The sequence below is a fragment of the Chitinophaga sp. Cy-1792 genome (assembly GCF_011752935.1).
GTDB lineage: Bacteria > Bacteroidota > Bacteroidia > Chitinophagales > Chitinophagaceae > Chitinophaga.
On record NZ_VWWO01000001.1, the window covers coordinates 2,275,227 to 2,296,214 of the forward strand.

Annotated in this window: 17 protein-coding genes and 1 other RNA gene; 10 read left to right on the top strand and 8 right to left on the bottom strand. The window is 43.9% G+C overall.

Annotated elements, in window-relative coordinates; genetic code table 11:
- Nucleotides 1–8 precede the first annotated feature (8 nt).
- Nucleotides 9–2,492 carry a Calx-beta domain-containing protein gene (locus tag F3J22_RS09285; protein ID WP_167016413.1) on the top strand — a complete coding sequence of 828 codons (2,484 nt, stop codon included), beginning with the start codon at nucleotides 9–11 and terminating at the stop codon, nucleotides 2,490–2,492.
- A 767-nt stretch (nucleotides 2,493–3,259) separates the two neighbouring features.
- Here the strand turns inward: F3J22_RS09285 and F3J22_RS09290 are convergent.
- From F3J22_RS09290 to rplU, 7 genes are all read right to left on the bottom strand, one after another.
- Nucleotides 3,260–3,754, bottom strand: a complete 495-nt coding sequence (locus tag F3J22_RS09290) for a GNAT family N-acetyltransferase (protein WP_167016414.1) — start codon at nucleotides 3,752–3,754, stop codon at nucleotides 3,260–3,262.
- Nucleotides 3,755–3,757: 3 nt separating this feature from the next.
- Nucleotides 3,758–4,399 (bottom strand): DsbA family protein, encoded by a 642-nt coding sequence (locus tag F3J22_RS09295; protein WP_167016415.1) that lies wholly within the window; start codon nucleotides 4,397–4,399, stop codon nucleotides 3,758–3,760.
- Nucleotides 4,400–4,465: 66 nt separating this feature from the next.
- A complete protein-coding gene (locus F3J22_RS09300) occupies nucleotides 4,466–5,185 on the bottom strand; it encodes a PrsW family intramembrane metalloprotease (RefSeq protein ID WP_167016416.1) in 720 nt (239 codons plus the stop codon).
- Nucleotides 5,182–6,870: a helix-hairpin-helix domain-containing protein gene (locus F3J22_RS09305; protein ID WP_167016417.1), complete on the bottom strand. Its 1,689-nt coding sequence runs from the start codon at nucleotides 6,868–6,870 to the stop codon at nucleotides 5,182–5,184. The genes F3J22_RS09300 and F3J22_RS09305 overlap by 4 nt, the downstream gene beginning before the upstream one ends.
- 138 nt (nucleotides 6,871–7,008) lie before the next feature.
- Nucleotides 7,009–7,458, bottom strand: a complete 450-nt coding sequence (locus tag F3J22_RS09310) for a histone H1-like repetitive region-containing protein (RefSeq protein WP_167016418.1) — start codon at nucleotides 7,456–7,458, stop codon at nucleotides 7,009–7,011.
- Nucleotides 7,459–7,520: 62 nt separating this feature from the next.
- Nucleotides 7,521–7,799, bottom strand: coding sequence for a 50S ribosomal protein L27 (gene rpmA, locus F3J22_RS09315; protein WP_073076832.1), 279 nt, complete (start codon nucleotides 7,797–7,799; stop codon nucleotides 7,521–7,523).
- Nucleotides 7,800–7,857: 58 nt separating this feature from the next.
- Complete coding sequence (gene rplU / locus F3J22_RS09320) at nucleotides 7,858–8,160, bottom strand: 50S ribosomal protein L21 (protein ID WP_167016420.1); 303 nt, start codon at nucleotides 8,158–8,160, stop codon at nucleotides 7,858–7,860.
- Between the two features lie 311 nt (nucleotides 8,161–8,471).
- Between rplU and F3J22_RS09325 the strand changes: the two genes are divergently transcribed.
- The 7 genes from F3J22_RS09325 (at nucleotide 8,472) to F3J22_RS09355 (ending at nucleotide 16,439) form a co-directional block, all read left to right on the top strand.
- A complete protein-coding gene (locus F3J22_RS09325) occupies nucleotides 8,472–9,968 on the top strand; it encodes a GH3 auxin-responsive promoter family protein (protein ID WP_167016422.1) in 1,497 nt (498 codons plus the stop codon).
- 99 nt (nucleotides 9,969–10,067) lie between these two features.
- The gene (locus tag F3J22_RS09330) at nucleotides 10,068–11,234 is read left to right on the top strand and encodes a 1-deoxy-D-xylulose-5-phosphate reductoisomerase (RefSeq protein WP_205195171.1); all 1,167 of its coding nucleotides are present in this window, start codon (nucleotides 10,068–10,070) and stop codon (nucleotides 11,232–11,234) included.
- An 87-nt stretch (nucleotides 11,235–11,321) separates the two neighbouring features.
- Nucleotides 11,322–12,668: an RIP metalloprotease RseP gene (rseP, locus tag F3J22_RS09335; RefSeq protein ID WP_167016424.1), complete on the top strand. Its 1,347-nt coding sequence runs from the start codon at nucleotides 11,322–11,324 to the stop codon at nucleotides 12,666–12,668.
- Nucleotides 12,669–12,765: 97 nt separating this feature from the next.
- Nucleotides 12,766–13,140: a transfer-messenger RNA gene (gene ssrA, locus F3J22_RS09340) on the top strand.
- 167 nt (nucleotides 13,141–13,307) lie between these two features.
- Complete coding sequence (locus F3J22_RS09345; RefSeq protein ID WP_167016426.1) at nucleotides 13,308–13,805, top strand: DUF2004 domain-containing protein; 498 nt, start codon at nucleotides 13,308–13,310, stop codon at nucleotides 13,803–13,805.
- 86 nt (nucleotides 13,806–13,891) lie between these two features.
- On the top strand, nucleotides 13,892–14,662 hold the full coding sequence (locus tag F3J22_RS09350; RefSeq protein WP_167016428.1) for an SDR family oxidoreductase: 771 nt from the start codon (nucleotides 13,892–13,894) through the stop codon (nucleotides 14,660–14,662).
- Between the two features lie 712 nt (nucleotides 14,663–15,374).
- Nucleotides 15,375–16,439 (top strand): heparin lyase I family protein, encoded by a 1,065-nt coding sequence (locus tag F3J22_RS09355; protein ID WP_167016429.1) that lies wholly within the window; start codon nucleotides 15,375–15,377, stop codon nucleotides 16,437–16,439.
- A gap of 114 nt (nucleotides 16,440–16,553) precedes the next feature.
- On the opposite strand, the gene F3J22_RS09360 is transcribed toward F3J22_RS09355, so the two are convergent.
- The gene (locus F3J22_RS09360; RefSeq protein ID WP_167016430.1) at nucleotides 16,554–16,985 is read right to left on the bottom strand and encodes a nuclear transport factor 2 family protein; all 432 of its coding nucleotides are present in this window, start codon (nucleotides 16,983–16,985) and stop codon (nucleotides 16,554–16,556) included.
- A 364-nt stretch (nucleotides 16,986–17,349) separates the two neighbouring features.
- Between F3J22_RS09360 and F3J22_RS09365 the strand changes: the two genes are divergently transcribed.
- Both F3J22_RS09365 and F3J22_RS09370 read left to right on the top strand, forming a co-directional pair.
- Entirely contained in the window at nucleotides 17,350–19,725 is a 2,376-nt protein-coding gene (locus tag F3J22_RS09365) for a TonB-dependent receptor (protein WP_167016431.1), read from the top strand.
- 21 nt (nucleotides 19,726–19,746) lie between these two features.
- Nucleotides 19,747–20,988: a DUF4374 domain-containing protein gene (locus tag F3J22_RS09370; RefSeq protein ID WP_167016432.1), complete on the top strand. Its 1,242-nt coding sequence runs from the start codon at nucleotides 19,747–19,749 to the stop codon at nucleotides 20,986–20,988.

Genomic DNA, 20,988 nt, shown 5'->3' on the forward strand with positions numbered 1-20,988 from the left:
TTATAGAAATGAACAAGATTGCTTCATTAGTGCTTTTCCTGGCCGTAGGCTCTCAGGCCCTTGCCCAGGAAATGCCAGTAGTGTTCAACAAGAGTTTCAGCGGTCCCAAGAACCAGTATAAAAAACTGGCTATCGGCGACAACAACTCTATTGTTGCTATCGGTGGTGGATCAGATAATGGCTGTATCACAAAATTGTCCGGCACCGGAAACCTTATTTATAATGCCAAACTGAATAAAGGCGGACTGGTTGCTTACCAGGACATGCTGCTGCTGCCCAAAAATGAATTGATAGCAGTAGGTGGTGGTACAATCGCCTATGGTAATGCACGCATTACCAAACTGTCGGCCACAGGTGAGGTTGTCTTTGATAAATCTATCGGAAATGGCCAGGGTGGCTACTTTACAAAAGTAATCACCGATCGTCATGGTAATTATATTACCGTAGGTGTGGATGGTAGCAAGCCTGCACAGGCACGCATTACCAAAATGGCACCGGATGGTAAAATAGAATTTGATAAAGCATTTGGTTCACACAATGTTTTCAACAATGTGTTGATCGATGAAGATGAAAACATTATCGCTATTGGTGGTGATGTAGGAGATGGCCAGGGTAAAGCCTTTATGGTTAAAGTAGATGGCAAAGGCGAAAAACAGTTTGAGCTGAGCTTCGGTAAACCAGGCGCCGTATTTGAAAAAATGCTGCTGCTGGAAGATGGCGCCGTTCTCGCAATGGGCGGTGGTTCCTATGGTACCGGTAATGCCAGCCGTATCGCAAAAGTAAATACAGAAGGCCAGGTAGTATTCGATAAAGAATACAGTACTGTAGATGGTAAATTCAACGAAATTCGTGTGAATGACCTCGGACAGATCTTCGCCTGCGCTGAAGAAAAAGATAAAGGCCGTATCGTAAAATTACGTCCAGACGGAACAGAGCTGTTCAACAAAGAAGTAGATGCAGCACTATATTCCCTGGAAGTAGGTAAAAACGGTAAAGTGGTAGCAGCAGGTGGTAACCCTTCTGCCGGCACCGGTAAAATCGTGAAACTGCAGCCAGATGGTGCTGAAGTAGTGAATAAAACTGTTGGCGGTGTATTCAGCCATCTGTTACTCACTGAAGACGATGAAATTTGTGTAGTAGCAAAAGAAGGCTACCGCCTGGAGAAATTCTCTCCTGATGGTGAGCTGATGTTTGATAAACAACTCGGTAAATACGATGCCAAAACTTCACTGTCTACCCTGCTGATGAGCCCTTCCGGCGAAATCATTGCTGCTGGTGGTGGCGATGAAGATGGTAACCGTATTATGAAAATCAGCCATGGCGTTTCTATAAATGATATCGCGGTTTCTGAGCCATTAAATGGCCTGTCAAACGCATCATTGACCATTACGCTCTCCGGCTTCCTGCGTAACAACGGCGTTCGTACCCCGGTTAACGTTCACTACAAAACAGTTGGACATAAAGGTGGTGCTATCGTAGGTGATTTCGAACAGACAGAAGGTACTATTTCCTTTGTTCCGAGCGAATTTGCTGCCGGCGCTATTATCTCTAAAACTATTCAGATCCCTATAAAGAGCGATAACCTCCTGGAAGGAAAAGAAACTTTCCACGTAGAAATCCTTGATGCATCTGAACTCTATCTTACTAAATCCAAAGGTGAAGTGACCATCCTCGACCAGCCTGCCATCGTGAAATTTACAGGTGGTAGCAATGGCGCAGAACCTGCAACTGACGTAGTTTTCTCCGTTGGTCTGTTCAAAAGAGATGGCACCCCGCTGATCAATGCCACTTCCAAACCAGTACGTTTAACGTACAAATTTGGTAACGGTACCGCATTACCTGGCCAGGACTTCGTAAACAGTATCAAAGCTCCTTTTGCTATCGACAGCGGCGCTTCTACAGCTAACCTGAACGTAAAGGTTAAAGATGATAACCGTTACGAACTGGCAGAAACAGTAGTACTGGTACTGAGCGAAATCAAAGCAGAAAATGAAGCGATCGTTGGTTATAACGGTGATGTTACTTCTATTTCAGCCTCTCAGTATATCCAGGACCAGCCTGCATACATTACCCTCGTAAAACTTACAGATGCTAACGAATCAGCTACTGCACCGGTAAGCATGTTCAAAGCTATCCTCGTAAAAGCAGCAGATCAGACCGTACAAACCAACTGTACTGGTAGTGATATCAACATCTTCTTTGGTGTGGATTCGGCTTCTACAGCAGTTTACGGTAAAGATTACGTGATTATGAACGGCGACATGGTAAAGATCACAGGTGATTGCGCATTCAGCGAAACAGATATCCAGGTGGCATTGGTAAACGACCGTATTAAGGAAGATGATGCCCTGGTAATTGTGAAACTCCGTGATGCCAAAGCTGCAGGAAATGCAGGTGTACTGAAAATTGCACCAGATCCTAAACTGAATAAGGCTGTAGCCATTATTCACGATGATGATGCAGAAGAAGGTACAATGTTGTCAGCAAAATAAGCATGGCTTGATTAATTAACCGATATACGCATTCAAGCACCTACGTTCCCGCATAGTTTCTCTATGCGGGAATTTTTTTATATATAAAATTGATATAGAGAGTATGAATAGATTATATAATAAAATATATGAAATTTTTGCCAGATAGAAAATCCGGGGAGATATTATAAAGCGTATATGATTAGGAAGGCTTGCAGATAAGAATGTGTCGTAGCTGGGGTTTGAAGAGGATTGCACTTCCCCTTAAAGTATACTAATCTCTTTTTTACTATATCCTATCCGAGAAAAAACAAAACCATAGTTCTTTCTAATAACGCTTGTTAAAGCTGTAAAAGATTGTCAAAATTATTGATGAGTGAAGTCCTTAATAGTTGTGCTCATCTCCTTTAGGGGGTGACTACGTAGGCCTCTTGCTACAAAGTCAGCCCCTTTATTTTCCACGGGAAGTGATTATAAAATTTAAATGTTGATTTGGTTATTTTTTGTAACAGGCTTCCCGTTGTCATTGTGATGATGTTTCTAATGCAAACCCCGGTCTATCTCTTTTGTCTTGTATCCGCAGGCAATGATCTTCCAGGGTAATATCGAAGAAATATAAATAAGCGTGTTTGTATGCGAATTGAAACTAATTAAAGAGTTGTGTCTTTTAATGGTTAACTTGGGAATAAGCCTGGTATATCCTTACCGGGCTTTTTTATTTGAATTATTGCACCAAAACTCCCCATTTCAAGCAATTCCAACCAGTAATTTATCTCCGCGAAAGCAGCCTACAATGGCTTCTGCATTACATAATCTTCCATCAGGTAACCATTCCCGATCTCGGTATTTTTCTCACTAATGACAGCAAAACCCTGTTTTTCATAAAATTGCTTTGCCTTGTTGTACCGATTTACGTCCAGCTCAAGAATAGTGGCGCCTTTCTCCTTAACAGCTGCCGCCACGGTATTCAGCAGGAATTTGCCGGCACCCTTACCCTGACAATCAGGATCGAGATAGATCTTATGTAATTTAAAAACTGCCGGCAGGTCTGTGGTGCTGTAGGCGGCATATCCGATAGCAGTACCTTCATCTTCCAGGATAATAAATTCATGATGACGCTCATTCATCTGCTGCTCCAGTGAAGCCGGGCTGTACATCATATCGAGCATAAATACCAGTTGTTCCGGCGCTAATATAGCCCCATAGGTAGGCGGCCAGATTTTTTCTGCCAGTGCCCTGATAATCTTACTATCAGCTGTTGTTCCTTTTCTAGTTTGAAGCATAGGTTATTGTTTGCTTTTACTTTCTGCTATGATGTTTTCAATTGTTTGCTGTAATCTCTCCAGTGTAGTATAGCCTTTTGCGCAGAGATATAACTGCCCGCCATTACCAAGGTCGAGAATAGCGGCAGGGAAGCCGGTAATACCCCAGTTTTGCACCATCTGGAACTCTTGTTGGGTTTGATACCTGAAGTTTTCATCGTGCAGCTTTTGCAGGAATTCGTCTGCAGGGATATTATATTTCTCCACCAGCTTGCGATAGGTATCATCGTTGCTGAGGCTTTCTCCGTTGTAATTGAGGACTACCTGCATGTCGTGCGCGAAATCCAGGGCTTTCTCCGGCTGATAGGTTTTGAAAACAGTGAGCGCAATACCCGGTGTTTCGGAATCCATTTTTTCAGAAGAGGGCAGGAGCTCATTCAGGAAAGCATCTCCGAATTGAACGCCGGTAGTTTCTTCTACTGATTTATGTGCCTGCATGATATAGGAATGCATGGCCGACCATGGTCTTTTATTGGCGCCGAGGATCATACCGCCCGAGAGTACATCAAACTCCATGTCGGGGTAGCGCTCCTGTAATTGCTGTACTACCGGTGTAAAGCCATAGCACCAGCCGCAGAGGGCATCGTATACGTAAATGAGTTGCATTTTTGTTGAGGATCTTTGAAGCCTCAAATTACGCAATTATATGCAGACAGAAATAGGATAGCATGATCAGTGCTGATTCTGCGGAGGTTCATCTTCGTCGAAGAAATGGTTTTCGTGTAGTTTTTTGGATAACGCCTGGTCTTTTTTAATCGCCCTGACCGCATTGCGGATAGCAAAGAACAAGGTAACAATGGCGGCTCCCAGTAGGAGGATGCTACTGCCGGTAAACAGGAAGAAATCATAGGTACCATGGAAGAAGATGGCAATGCCCAGGCCTTTCTGCAGCAGATGGTTCCGTTTCTGTGGCAGGAATTTGGCCAGGCCAACATAGTACCCCATCAACACTGCAAATGCTGCATGCGCAGGCACAGACAGGAACATGCGGGCCACCCCTGTTCTATAACCAAACTGCCCTACATACGCGATGTTTTCCAGTGTGGCAAAGCCCATTCCTATCATTACTGAATACACGATCCCATCGAAAGGCTCATTGAAGCTTTTCTTGGGATAGGCATAAAAGTAAAGTACGAGGAACTTGGCGACTTCTTCAGAAACAGCAACGATGGCATAGGCGAAGAAGGCAGTGCCGAGCAGACTTCCGCCGTTTTCACTGAAACCTGCTCCCATAGCCAGTGCCTGAAATGCAAGGGGAAGGGCAATACAGACCATCCCCAGCAAAAAGCATTTTAATAACAGCCCTATTGGCTCACGATCGTATTTGTCGAGGGCATAGATAAGCATGGAGATTGCCAATCCTGGTGCCACGGCCAGGGCCAGAAGTATCATGAGATCAGATTTTTGCGTTTTTTCCTTTCCAGAAGATATGCATTCAATTGATCAACAGTGAAACTACTCAGATTGTTTGTCCTGGTAATGCCACCTTTCTGTGCAGCCAGGGTACCATAGTAAATATCACTGAAGCCTTCAACACTGTGGGCATCCGGATCTATGGAGATCAGCACGTTTTTTTCGATGGCATAATGCAGCCAGGTCCAGTCGATATCGAGCCTGCGTGGATGTGCGTTGAGCTCTATCACTACCTGGTTGGCGGCGCAGGCATCAATAATAGCTTTATGATCTACCGGATAGCCGTTGCGGCTCAGGAGGAGCCGGCCGGTCATATGTCCCAATATCGTTGTGTACGGGTTTTCGATGGCTTTCATCAGGCGGGCCATGGCTTTCTCTTCTGTCATTTTCAGGTTAGAGTGAACAGAAGCGATTACCAGGTCGAAGGTGGCCAGGATTTCATCCGGGTAGTCCAGGCTGCCATCATTGAGGATATCAGACTCAATGCTTTTGAAAATGCGGAAAGGCGCCATTTTCGCATTGAGTTCATCTACCTGTGATTGCTGGGCCAGCACGCGGTCGGCATCGAGGCCATTGGCATAGAAGGCAGAGCGGGAGTGGTCGCTGATAACGAGGTATTCAAAGCCTTGTTTCTGTGCAGCAACGGCCATTTCTTCCAGCGTATAGAGGCCATCACTCCACTGGCTGTGTGAGTGGATGATTCCTTTGATATCACCCGGCTGAATGAGGGATGGGAGATTACGGCCGCGGGCCTGTTCTATTTCGTTTATGCCTTCGCGTAAGCATGGCGGGATGAATGCCATATCAGCACGACTGAAGATTTCTTCTTCGCTGTGAGCTCCGTCGATAGCAGCGTTTCCACCAGCAGCATTGAATTTATCGATGAAGGCTGCCGCGCCGGTGGTCAGGAAAAGCTGTGCCGGAAAGGCTTCCACGGTGCAGGCATGTGTAACGATTTTATATTTCTCTTCATAACTCCAGACAGCGTTATGGTCGGCTGCGGAGGTCAGTTTAAAACCTGGCAGGAGCGACAGCTGTTGCTGAATACTTTCCGGTGTTGCTGCGATGAGGAATTCAATTTCATCTATGATGACGGCATTACGTCGGAAAGCGCCGGTCGTGCTAACAGGAGCCGGATCAAAGATGCCTTTCAGCTGTTTTTCCAGTTCATTGCCTGTTTGCGCTACTTCAGCGAAGAGGAAACGGTGTTTATTGGAGAGATAGAATTCTATGTTTTGTTTGACACTATCCTGCGTTTTCTGTCCGAAGCCTTTGAGGAGGAGCAATCTGTTTTCATTGCAGGCATAGAGTAGTTCGCCCATGGATTCCACTTCCAGTTCTTTCCAGATGGTGGCGATTTTTTTTGGTCCCAGTCCTTTGATCTTCATGATTTCGAGGATGCCTGGGGGCGTGATCTGGATATAATGGTCGAGGAGGCCGAATTGTTGGGTATCGAGCATTTCGACGATTGCTTTACCGGTAGAGTCGCCAATGCCTTTGATTTTAAAAATCTGGTCACGGGGAGTTTCTTTCAGTTGAGCGGGTAATTTTTCTATAGTGAATGCCGCGGAGGCGAAAGATTTAGCTTTAAAACTGTTTTCGCCATGGATATCCATTAATTTGGAGAGCAGGGCGAAATTATCGGCTATTGCATAATTGTCCATTGGATAAAGTTAGGGTATTTTCTTTCGCAAAGGAGCAGAGATATGCAAAGACGATTAAGTATGGTTTTGGGTGTCTAAAACGAAAAGGTCCTGATGAAACCATCAGGACCCTTATAACTACATTTTGTAATTCCGATCTTAGTTAGCTGGAGTTGCAGGTGCTGCTGGAGCAGCAGGTGCAGCAGCTTTCTTAGTAGCAGCTTTCTTTTTAGGAGCGGCTTTCTTAGCAGCAGCTTTTTTAGGAGCAGCTTTCTTAGCAGCAGCTTTCTTTTTAGGAGCAGCTTTCTTAGCAGCAGCTTTTTTAGGAGCAGCTTTCTTAGCAGCAGCTTTTTTAGGAGCAGCTTTCTTAGCAGCAGCCTTTTTAGGAGCAGCTTTCTTAGCAGCAGCTTTTTTAGGAGCAGCTTTCTTAGCAGCAGCTTTTTTAGGAGCAGCTTTCTTAGCAGCAGCTTTTTTAGGAGCGGCTTTCTTAGCAGCAGCTTTTTTAGGAGCAGCTTTCTTAGCAGCAGCTTTTTTAGGAGCGGCTTTCTTAGCAGCAGCTTTCTTTTTAGGCGCAGCTTTTTTAGCAGCTGCTTTTTTAATTGTTGCCATTGTTTTTTGAATTTGGGTTAGTAAAATAATTGGGTATAAAAAAACTTTATGGCAAACACTGATTAGGCTTCAGCCTGAGCAGTGGTGTCAAATGCTTTAACAGAAACGTAGGTTTTGTTTTCGCGACCTTTTCTGAATTCAACTACACCGTCTGCAACTGCGAAAATGGTAAAATCTTTACCAATACCTACATTAGAACCTGGATGGTAAACAGTACCTCTCTGGCGAACAATGATGTTACCAGAAATAGCAGGCTGACCACCGAAAATTTTAACGCCCAGCCTTTTGCTTTGGGAGTCACGGCCGTTCTTTACACTACCTTCACCTTTTTTATGTGCCATTGTATAATTACTTTAAAAAACTTATGTCTAATAAATACCGTATCGCTTAACGTACAAATTAAGCGATCTCATTGATTTTGATCTTAGTAAAATGGGTGCGATGACCAACTTTCTTTCTGAAGCCTTTTCTTCTCTTCATTTTGAAAGCGATCACTTTGTCGCCCTGAACATGCCCTAAGATCTGAGCTTTTACTACTGATTTTACATCAGTGCCAACTGTCAGCGTACCAGCGTTATCTGTCAACAGTACATCAGAAAACTCCACGTTATCTCCGATATTTCCTTGTAACTGCTGTACAAAAATTTCCTGGTCTTTTTGTACTTTAAATTGCTGACCTGCGATTTTTACAACTGCAAACATAATTATCCAAAATATAATTTCGGCAAAAGTACCATTTGTTTTTCTAATTGACAAAGTTTTCCGGCACTTTTTAATTCACATGCGTAAATTAATGTATTCAACCGGATAAAGCTTAATCTTTTCAAAGATACGTACTTTCCTGAATTTTATATTTATTTAACATTTTTTACGCATCTCTTTTTATCTGTACAACGCAACGCAATTTTATATACATTTGTCGTTTACACAATAATATAAATAGATATCAGCGTCGGAAAACACAAAAGACTATTCCTTCCGGCACTCATCTCTCAAACATAAAATATTTTGGCATGAAGTTTAAATCACTGCTGGCCAAACCATTTGCTTCCATTGTCCATAGTAAAATCAGGAAGGAAATGCTCAGGGCGGTGGAAGACCAGGAGGCAATCCTGGAGGAGCTGATCAAGATAGGCAGAAAAACAGAGTTCGGAACGGAGCACAAATTTAATGAGGTCAATAGCTACGATGAATTCAAAAAAGCAGTTCCTATCCGTGATTATGAACAATATAAGCCGTATATAGACAGAATCAAACAGGGAAAACAAAACGTTCTCTGGAAAGGACAACCTATCTATCTGGCCAAAACTTCCGGTACTACTTCCGGTGTTAAATATATTCCCATTACCAAGGATTCTATCTCCAATCATATAGATACAGCCAAAAATGCGCTGCTCAACTATATGGGAGAAACCGGCAATACCAACTTTGCCGATGGAAAAATGATTTTCCTCTCCGGTTCCCCTGAACTGGAAAGAGTAGGTGGTATACCTACCGGCAGGCTCAGCGGTATCGTGAACCACCATATTCCACGCTACCTCCGTACCAATCAGCTCCCTTCCTACGAAACCAACTGTATCGAAGACTGGGAAACCAAGCTGGACAAAATCGTGGAAGAAACCATTAATCAGGATATGACCCTGATCAGTGGAATACCACCTTGGGTACAGATGTACTTCGACCGCCTGATCGAGCGTACCAACGGAAAAAGAATAAAAGAAATATTTAAAAATTTTGATGTGATGGTGTATGGTGGCGTAAACTTTGAACCGTACAGAGCCAAACTCATGGCTTCCATCGGTGCGCCTATCCATACAGTGGAAACATTCCCGGCTTCTGAAGGCTTCTTCGCCTTCCAGGACTCCCAGGAACAGGAAGGCCTGCTCCTGAATACCAATTCAGGCATCTTCTATGAATTTATTCCCGCACAGGAAATCTTTAACGAAAATCCAACGCGACTGTCGCTCAAAGATGTTCAGGTTGGTGTAAATTACGGCCTGATTATTAATAATAATGCCGGTTTATGGGGCTATAATATCGGGGATACCGTGAAATTCATCTCCCTGAACCCGTATAAACTGCTGGTAACAGGTCGTATCAAACATTTTATTTCCGCCTTCGGTGAACACGTAATCGGAGAAGAAGTGGAATACAGTCTCATGAAGGCTGCCCAGGAAGAAAATGTGCATATCACTGAATTTACTGTAGCACCTAAAGTGCAGTCGGAAGAAGGGTTGCCTTATCACGAATGGTTTGTGGAATTTGAAAATATGCCGGCTGACCTGGCTGCATTTGCCCGGAAGGTGGACGAGAATATGAGGCAGAAGAATATTTATTATGATGACCTCTTAACAGGAAATATTTTACAACCCCTGAAAATCAGACCAGTACGCAAAAATGGCTTTATCGACTATATGAAGGCCATTGGTAAGCTGGGAGGACAGAATAAGGTACCACGACTCAGTAACGACAGGAAACTGGCTGATGAGCTGACGCAGTATTTACAATAATAGTAACCGAAATTTAGTTATATCACAGCTGCAGGTATATGAAATGCCTGCAGCTGTTCGTTCGTTTTTGTTGACCAGAAAAAAAAGTAAATCACCGTAATGAATAAACGAAAAATTGCCATCTTCGGGTCCACAGGATCTATTGGCATTCAGGCACTGGATGTGATAGCGGCACATCCCGACAGGTTTAGTGTGGAAGTACTCACCGCACAGAATAATGCTGAACTCCTGATCGAACAGGCGCTCAAATTCAAGCCTAATGCTGTTGTTATCGGTAATGAAGAGAAATACAAACAGGTTAAGGATGTACTGTTCGACAAAGGCATAAAAGTTTTTGCCGGCGCAAAATCTATGGTGGAAGTGGCTTCATGGGGAAGTATCGACATGATGCTGGCTGCTATCATGGGGTTTGCAGGTCTGGCACCTACCATGGCTGCCATTGAACAGGGTATCCCGGTAGCACTCGCCAACAAGGAAACCCTGGTATGTGCAGGTGATATCGTGATGGCTGCTGCTGCCCGTAAAAATGTACCTATTATACCGGTAGATTCTGAGCATTCTGCCATTTTCCAATGCCTGCTCGGAGAGCCGCTTTCCAAACTGGAAAAGGTGATCCTGACAGCATCCGGCGGACCTTTCCTTGGAAAGAAACCTAATTTCCTCATAAATGTGAAGAAAGACCATGCCCTCCAGCATCCTAACTGGAGCATGGGCGCTAAAATCACCATCGATTCTGCCACCCTCATGAACAAAGGGCTGGAAATGATCGAAGCCAAATGGTTGTTTGGTCTGAAAGCAGAAGATATCGAAGTGGTGATCCATCCGCAGTCTATCATTCACTCCATGGTACAATTCGTAGATGGTTCCCTGAAAGCACAGATGGGATTACCAGACATGAAACTGCCTATCCAGTATGCTTTAGGCTTCCCTGACCGTTTACAGAATGATTTCCCGCGGTTTAACTTCCGTAACTATCCGCAGCTTACATTCGAACAGCCGGATACCAAAACCTTCAGAAACCTGGCCATCGCCATGGAAGCCATGTACAAAGGCGGTAATGCTGCCTGCGTCATGAATGCTGCCAACGAAGAAGTAGTAAATGCATTCCTGAAAAACAGGATAGGATTTCTGCAGATGACCGAGGTGATCGAAGAAACAATGGCTAAAGTGCCGTTCATTGAAAAGCCGACACTGAACGATTATTACGAATGTGATACTGCAGCACGCGAACATGCGGGTTCTTTAATCAATTCCATTGTAATCTAACAGCAGCCAAAAATTAACAACATATTTTGCCTGAATATCTGGAATATCTGATATATTAACAGGCAGAATAAAAGCAGCAAAAATTAAATGAGCTTAGATCTTATTTTGATAAAAGGCGGACAGTTAATCCTGTCGCTCTCTATACTGGTAGTATTGCATGAGTTAGGGCATTTTATCCCGGCCAAACTCTTCAAAACAAGGGTAGAAAAATTTTACCTCTTCTTTGATCCATGGTTTTCACTCTTTAAAATAAAGAAGGGAGAAACGGAATATGGTATTGGCTGGCTTCCGTTGGGCGGATATGTAAAAATATCCGGTATGATCGACGAAAGCATGGATAAGGAACAAATGGCCAAACCTCCGCAGCCATGGGAATTCAGGGCCAAACCAGCATGGCAGCGCCTTATCATCATGATCGGTGGCGTTACCGTCAATATTCTGCTGGCATTCTTTATCTACTTCATGATCCTCTGGATACATGGTTACAGATATCTTCCTACCAAAAACCTGACTTATGGTATTGAGGTAGATTCCCTGGGTAAAAGCATGGGGCTGCAGGATGGTGATAAAATCCTGTCGCTCGACAATAAAGAAGTAAAGGAATTTGCGAAGATTCCTGGCTATATGATCCTGCATTCGACCAAAACCATTCAGGTAGACAGAAACGGACAGGTAGTGAATGTCCCTGTTCCGGAAGGTTTTATCGGTAAGGTGATGAAGGAACTGAAAGCTAAACGCCTGTTCCTTGATATAAGACTGCCAGACTCGCTGCCGTATGTGATAGACACCGCGCAGGCAGGTATGGCAGGAGCTAAGGCCGGGCTGCAGCATGGAGATAGGATGTTGCGTGTAAATGGTGCAGAAGCCACTACAATGAAGACTTTCGTTGCAGAGATGAAGAAGTATAAGTCGCAGACCATTACTTTGGATATTTTGCGTGGAAATGATACCATACAGGTACGTCCGGTGCTGGATTCAACCGGTAAGCTGACTGTGTTGCCTATATCCCCACTGTCGGATACTACCATTCATTATACTTTCTTCCAGGCTATTCCTGCTGGTGTGAGCATGGGTATTGATAAGATCAACTCCTATATTCTCCAGTTAAGATTGCTGTTTGTGTCGAAAGATGTGAAGATGACAGAATCGCTGGGTGGATTTGGCAGTATTGCGCAATTATTCCCTGAGAAATGGAACTGGCTGGACTTCTGGGATCTGACAGCTTTCCTGTCCATTATTCTGGCGGTGATGAACATTCTGCCTATTCCTGCATTGGATGGTGGCCACGTATTGTTCCTGATCTATGAAATTGTGACCGGCCGTAAGCCAGGCGAGAAGTTCCTGGAATATGCGCAGGTAGTGGGCATGGTTATATTGCTGGGGCTGTTATTGCTGGCAAATGGGCTGGATATCTGGCGTCATTGGTTTGGTTGATAGCCGTTGAAAATAAATCTTTTGAAAGGCATATGGCTGGAAATCAGCCATATGCTTTTTTTTATGTGTAAATTGTTGTATATTTGTGGTTCAATCCGGGGCCGCCTGGTTTTGACAGCATAGATCTTTGAGAGTGTAAGCATGCCGTGCGTTGGATAATTAGCACGATAATCTGAATATTCAAACTTTAATTGGCGAATCTAACTACGCCATGGCTGCCTAATCAGAGATTAGACACCCATTATAGCCGCCCGGAGTTGTCGCCTTATGCGACTCCCGCCGCTGAATCATCAAACCCATAGGGATAGGTGCTCATGGTTTCTGTGAGTGAGTACTGAAGCGCAAACGGATAAGGACGAGGTTGGTTAGTTACGCCCCTGCCGAGTTCCGACAAACCAATGCATAACTAAGCATGTAGAAGCCTTTCGGCGAATATGTTTGGACACGGGTTCGATTCCCGTCGGCTCCACAAAGACTTTTAAAGGGCAATTCAGCAATGGATTGCCCTTTTCTGTTTTAGAGCACCTTATTTTCCCACCTTATAATTTGTGCTTACTGCGTATATACATTGCGTTTGGCCCCGCTATCTTCGGATAATATTTACAAACATTAATCCTCTTACTAAATTATTAGTCGAATATGGACGGATTTGAACTTCCTTACTTTGGATGTATGGATAGCGCTGAAATGCGGGATTATTATATTAAAGCTACCATAGCTGGCAGAGAACTGGAAATGGATCTGCATCTGGAAAATGGAATACTGAATTCAGATGAGCAGCAAACCCTCAAACATTTTCTGGAAAACCTGGAGTTACAGCTCATAAAAAACAAAGCATTTATTGACGAGTTTTATGATGAGCATGATGCTGAAAATGAGGTGAAATTTTATATAGATTTTCACAAAGGAGAATTCTTTGAAGAGCTGGCGGCGGCAATTAACCTGGATCCTGAAGCGGCAGACCTTGATCAGCAGATGATTGCACGATTGCAATTGAAGCGCATTGGTTTAACGCCCAAAAGTAACGACCATTTTGCGATCTTTGATTATACCATTCATAAAGAACTGACCGATTATCTGTTGGTTATTTTTACTGACGCTGCGGGAAATATTAATCATATTACAACGGAGAGCTGATACTTAGAAACAATCAGGTATTATATCTTCAGGTATTACTTTTCTGTTTTCATTTCTCTGAAAAATCATCATTCATCTATTTCTATATGGATTTAAGTACTATTCAGGTATTAATTACGGGTGGTAGTGAAGGGATTGGACTCGGATTAGCATCCAGATTTTTACAGGCAGGAAGCCGTGTCCTGATTACAGGTCGTAATGTAGACAAGCTGAAGGCTGCTGCGGAAAAATATCCGGGGCTTGAAATTTTTGTAAATGATATCGGTAGCAGCGAACAGCGGGAAGTGCTGGCAAAGTATGTACAGGAAGTAATGCCTGGCATTAATCTGCTGGTCAATAATGCTGGTATCCAGCGACGTATAGCTTTAGCGAGTGATAATGCTCCCTGGAATGAGAGACAACAGGAAATTGATATTTTATTAGCTGCTCCCATACACCTGAACCATCTGCTCATTCCACTATTAATAGCTAACGGCAAGGCATCTACGATTGTCAATGTAACTTCTGGCGGAGCATATGTTCCACAAGTATTTGCACCGGTTTATAGCGCCTGTAAAGCGGCGTTACACAGCTATACCATGGTACTGCGCCATTCACTTAAAGAAACAGGTTGCCGTGTGGTAGAGCTGATACCTCCGGCAGTACAGACGTCCCTGGCAGGCGCCGGCCAAAACCATGGTGCACCGCTGGATGAATTTTGTGATACTGTATTTGAAAAACTGATCAATACAGATGCAGGCGAAATCGGTTATGGCCCTACCGACGGACTTAAAGTTTCGTTGTCTGGTAAGTCGCAGGAAGAGATGTTTGAAGCAAGTGCCGGAAGGTTCCCTGTGGCGGGTTATGAGCAAAAATAAAAGCCTGCATCATTGCAGGCTCCCATTTTCTTACTTTTAAAACGCCAGGGTAAAAGGCGAAACAAATAGCGGGGCAGTGCCTTGCCGGAGTCGAACCGGATAGCTGTTACACTATTCCTCCCCTAAGTGCGGCGAAGTAATTCATTTCTACGACACCTGTAGTCTTAAAAAGATATCCGGGTAATGAGTCGAAAAGGCACTTACTGTGGCGTCTTTTATTGACCACCTTTTCAGGGCAGGTTTGGTTACCTGCATTTCCACCTTGGAACGAAGAATTCCTTCTCTACGACACCGGAAAAAAATTAAACCAGGTAATAAATCGTACAGGCACTTACAGATGGTGTTTAAATTAACTACCTTTTCAGGACAGGACTGGTTACCTGCATCCCCACCCTAAACGAAGAATTCCTGCACTGCGACACTGGTTCAAAAAGTTATAACAATGGATGTTTTGTTGTTTGCTCAACTGTTGTTTGCAGTTGACATTACAAAGATGGCAGTTCATGTATGCAGTCTTTTTGCGCAGTAGTTTTTTTTCTGTAAATATTTTTTTAAATAATTGATAATCAATAATAAATAAATTTCATATAGCCGTAAACGTGATATCGGCAAAAAACTATCATGAAAAGATAAAGCACTACCTACTTTACTGCAATCGATTGATTAGTTTAGGTACGAATAATTGTTCACCCAAACCCACAATTCCATTTTTATGAAAATCAATCAGGCAATCTGGTCATGCCTGCTGGGAGTGTCATGCCTCACCGCCTTCACTCACTGCACTAAAGACAACAACCCCGCAAACCGTAACGAACAAACTGGTAACAAAGCACACACCGAATCCCTCCTTTTCAATGGAGACGCTGCATTAGGCGCAGCAAACGTATGGAAAGTACTAAACTTTGAAGGCGACGGTACTATTACCGTTGACACAGACGCTGTGTACGGACAGGTATGGAAATTCTACAAACCTGCCGGCAGCCATCGTACAGAAGGCCATGGTGCTAAAAATTTCCAGGCCGCTGAAGGCGATGACATTTACATCGGCTGGCGTTCCAAGCTGATCATTCCCGCCAATCAGAATACCAACGCGGTATTCCAGTGGAAGGCCTTCGGATCGACGCAACCAATGTTGCAGAACTATCCGATCGTTTTAAGCACCAACACCAGCAACATCTTTCACCTGATGCACTATGCACCCGGAAAAATCGGTACCGAAGTATGGACAACCCCATTGTCTGCCGGTACCTGGAATTCCATGGTCATGCATCTCAAAGTTTCCAGGGACTCTTCTATCGGTTTCATAGAGTTCTGGTACAACGGTGTAAAACAAACCCTGGTAAATGGCACACAACGCTACTACGGACGCACATTAGATGCTGACTATTGTGATCCTAAGTTTGGCGTTTATGGTGGTGATCCAGCTGAAATCACCAACTATGTACAAGGTATCAAAATCGCGTCTACCTATGCTGAAGCCGATCCCGGCGGCGGTACCGTAACAACGCCTGTGGTACAGCTCTTTCAGAACTGCAGCTATGGCGGCTGGTCAGCTTCCTTCACACCAGGAAACTACACCACTGCCGCACTGGTAAGCGCCGGAGCTGCCGACAACGACGCTTCTTCCCTGAAAATTCCAACAGGCGTTACCGTTACATTGTATGATAACGACAATTTCAGCGGAGACTCCCTGGTATTAACAGCTGACGCCAGCTGCCTCAAAAATACCAGCACCTTCAACGACCGTACTTCTTCCATGCGGATTCGGACTAACTAATATAACTGCCCGGAATTGCAGCATATTCCCGGCCGTAAAAACAGCAACAAAAAATGCCATCAGCTGATGGCATTTTTTGTTTTCATGATATCATAAATTAATTGTTGCAACAACTCATGGCTTCAGGCCGGTACTGGCCATTCCGGTAGTTACATCAAACGGAACAGAGCTATGAGCGGCCATTATTTTCCATTCTCCGAAAACCTTCTGCCAGCATAAGGTTTCGCGCCAATACATATCTAAATTATTGCCGTTGGTCAGCTTAGCCATCACATGATTGAACCCATTACTGAAAGCATGGTGTTCTCCAGCTTCTACCACCAGCTTAACAGACACAACTGCTACCTCTTCAAACCCGGACAACCACTCCGTCAGCCTGGTTTTTATGGCAGAAACACCGGTTTGTGATAACGGACCTACCACATCAAATACCACCACATCTGTATGGTAATTTTCTACGGCTGCATTTACATCCTTTTCACGGAGTGCCTGCAATTGTGTAGCGATAAGGGTTTCGATAACTGCTCTTTCGTGGTATGTGTTCATAGTCTATGTTTTACTATGTAGGTATTCATATCCCTGGCAATCAGATACGTATCTGTTTGTCACAGATCAAAGTTCCGATAATTATTACTTATTTCCATATGTGGTAATACTTATTTCTTACATGGTAAATAATTAGGAGTACTACTATTTTTTCTGAATATAAACCTAACGCATACACGCCCTGAAACGGAATTTTATTTTCCATTTATTTTTCCTGATTTCGAAAACATTTGCATCTGCGCAGGGCTAATTTTGTATGGTCTGAAAGAAATCTATATTCTTTGCTGTGGCGTTTTTATGACTGAATTACAACTAATTCGGAACGCCATTTCCATGCATTGCTGATACAATTAAAACGGAAATAATGTACTGTAGAAAACTAATCGGGACGATATTTGTCCTGCTATCCCTAACTATCTCCTGTTTCGCCCAATCTGCCACGGAGGCTTCTGTTGCCGGTTATCTGAAGGATAATGACGGCAACGCCCTCGTTGGGGCCTCTATCTCCCTTCATGATCATACCATCAAAACGGTGGCTGATGAAAAAGGCTATTTCAAACTGCAGCCGGTAAGACCCGGAAAACGAATGCTGGTCATTTCCCTCATCGGCTATAAAAAGAAAACGCTGGAAATTAATGCTGTAGCCGGGCAAACAGCACAAGTCAACGTGACACTTGAAAGGGCTGTAAATGATATTACTACCGTATCGGTGTTCGGCAGAACAGCCACACAGGAAGTAAACCAACAGGCCTTTAATGTGACGGCCATCGATGCGAAAAAACTGTACAACTCTACGCTGGACTTGTCGCACGCCCTCGATCGTGTATCAGGTGTACGTGTGCGTGAAGATGGTGGCCTGGGCTCCCGCATGAACTTCTCCCTGAACGGCTTCACGGGCCGCCAGGTGAAATTCTTCCTGGATGGCGTACCTATGGATAATTTTGGCTCTTCTTTTCAGCTAAATAATATTCCTATCAACCTGGCGGAACGAGTGGAAGTTTATAAAGGCGTAGTGCCTATTTGGCTGGGCGCCGACGCATTGGGTGGTGCCATCAATATTGTGACCAGTAACGCGAAGCGCAGCTACGTTGATGCATCCTATTCCTTTGGTTCCTTCAATACACACCGCACTGCTGTAAATGCCGGCTATACATCTGCTTCAGGTTTTACCATACAGGTAAATGCTTTCCAGAACTATTCTGATAATAACTACCGGGTACGGGTAAACGTTGCGGATATCAACACTGGTGAATATTATCCCAAACAATGGGTGAAACGCTTTCACGACACCTATCATAACGAAACAGTGATTGCCAACATTGGTATTGTTGGAAAGAAGTATGCAGATAAATTGCTGCTAGGCATGACCATGGGGCAGAATTACGCTGAAATACAAACCGGCGCCAGAATGGTGAGCGTATTCGGCAACTGGCACAGACGCGGTACCACAGTCATGCCAAGTCTTAAATACCAGGTGAAGAACCTTTTTGTAAAAGGGCTGGATCTTAGTCTCACCGGTAATTACAACCTTGGCTCAGAGCAGAATATTGACACTGTCGGACGCCGCTACAACTGGCTTAAACAATGGGTTCCCAATGGAACAGCTGAACGCGAACGTTCGATGTATAAGTTCAAAAACCATAATGGTATTGGTACCGCAAACCTGAGCTATAAATTGAATGATCATCATTCTTTCCTGCTGAACGATGTATATACTACTTTCAATCGTACAGGAAGTGATGCATTATTTCCCAATGATGCAAAATATGATCAACCTAAAAAAGTATTTAAAAACATACTGGGCTTAGGTTATAAGTATGATTACAGTGAAAGATGGAATACTTCTCTTTTTGTAAAAAATTATAAGCAAACCAATAAATTCTCCCAAAGCTATAACCCTAGTGGTAGCTGGGGAGATGTGGCTTACCGTAATCTGGAAAATACCTTTAATAAAATGGGTTATGGCCTTGCTACCACATACTTTGTGCTGCCTAACCTGCAATTAAAGGCCTCTTACGAAAAATCATACCGCCTGCCGGATACAGAAGAGTTATTTGGTGACCTCCTCAACCTGGAAGGCAATCTGGACCTCAAACCTGAAAGCAGCAATAACTACAACCTGGGTGCCAGTTTCCAGACTAAACTGCATGAGGATCACCGCTTCAGTATTGATGCTAACCTGATTTACCGTGACGCCAAAGATTTTATCCGGCCTTTACTGAACCCCAACCAAACAAAGCAAACTAATGGAAACCTGGCCGATGTTACCAATCTTGGGGTAGATGGAGAAGTGCGCTACAGCTACAAACGGCTCTTTACCGCGGGTGTCAACATGACTTATCAGAACCTGAGAAATAATACCAGGTTTGAAGATGGGCAAAAGGTAGAAAGTCCGCTTTACCGCGATAGAATTCCAAATATGCCTTATCTCTTCGGAAATGCCGATGCTTCCCTCTTCTTCCATAATGTACTCAAAAAAGGAAACAGTCTGACCCTTGGCTATAACTTCCTGTATGTGCATGAATACTACCTTTCATGGCCCAGCCAGGGAAGCCAGAAGCTGACCATTCCACGCCAGTTTTGCCAGGACGTGAATATGGTGTACAGTCTTGCCAATGGTAAATATAACATCGCGGTGGAATGCAAAAACCTTGTGGATAACCGCCTGTACGACAACTTCACATTACAGAAACCGGGTCGTGCATTTTACGCCAAATTCAGGTACTTCATCAGTAAATAATTTCTAAACTACTAACAGGTAATGATAAAATTAAACAGAATATTGCTGCTGGCAGCAGCCATGGTAGTATTCGGAACAGGTTGCGATAAAGATGATATCTCCGCAGATAGCGGATATACTGAAGGTGAATCTCAGGGACGAACAAAATATGTTATAACGGCAACGCCTATAGGTACTACTGGTATTGCCGATTACCTGCTCACCGCAGATCAGCTGGACAAAGGCAGTATAAGTACTGCTGGTAACGGTATTGAGCAGGATGGCTCCTATCGGTACTATATGACACATAAAGGCAGGTTTTTTAGCCTGTTGTACGGACAGGGAAATCCGGGTGCTGTCACTACTTACAGGCTGGATACAAAAGGCCAGCTGGTAAAGACTTCCGACTTCCAGACAGAAACTGTGCAGGCATTTACAAAAGTCAACGATGAATTGCTCCTGATAAAAATTCCCCGCAGCGGTACTGAAATTGCCAGTTACTACAGGATAGATGCGCTGCAATCCAAGATTGTAGGTAATGGTACGATTGATATCGTGAAACTGGCCGCCAATGGAGAACGGGCACACTTTACCTGGGCTACGCAGGTAGATAATAAAGTATTTGCACCGTACATGAGTATTAAAGGCTGTTGCGGTGATGCTTTCGGCACTGCCTACCCCGACAGTACCTGGATAGCAGTGTTTTCCTACCCTGAAATGAAACTGGAAAAAGTAATCAGGGATAACCGTACCAGTTATATCGGTGCTTATTTCAATAACGGCCTTGCTGTAACCGAAACCGGTGATATTTACGGATTTTCGCCGGCGGCAGCCACGCTGAACAGTGTACCGGTTACTACCAAACCATCTGCATTTGTACGTATCCTGAAAGGCACCACTGAATTTGATCAGCATTACTTCTTCAACGTACAGGCGATTTCTGGCGGACATCATATCTCCAATCAGACCTATCTTGGAAATAACAAATTTTTACTACTGATGTATGGGGATCCCAATGCGCTTACCGGCAACCGAAAACTCGCGCTGGTAGATGTGAAAGAGCAATCATTTGCCTGGATAAAAGGCGCACCGGAAGACATACAAAGTACTTCTGCATCTTACAATAATAATACTACTACCAACGATGGGAAAACTGCTTATATAGGCCTCAATACGGCTACTGGCAGCCGGGTTTATAGCATTGATATTGTTACGGCTACGCTTACGCCGGGCCTGGTGGTTGAAGGTGGAAAAATTACTGCGATCACAAAAATGGAATATTAA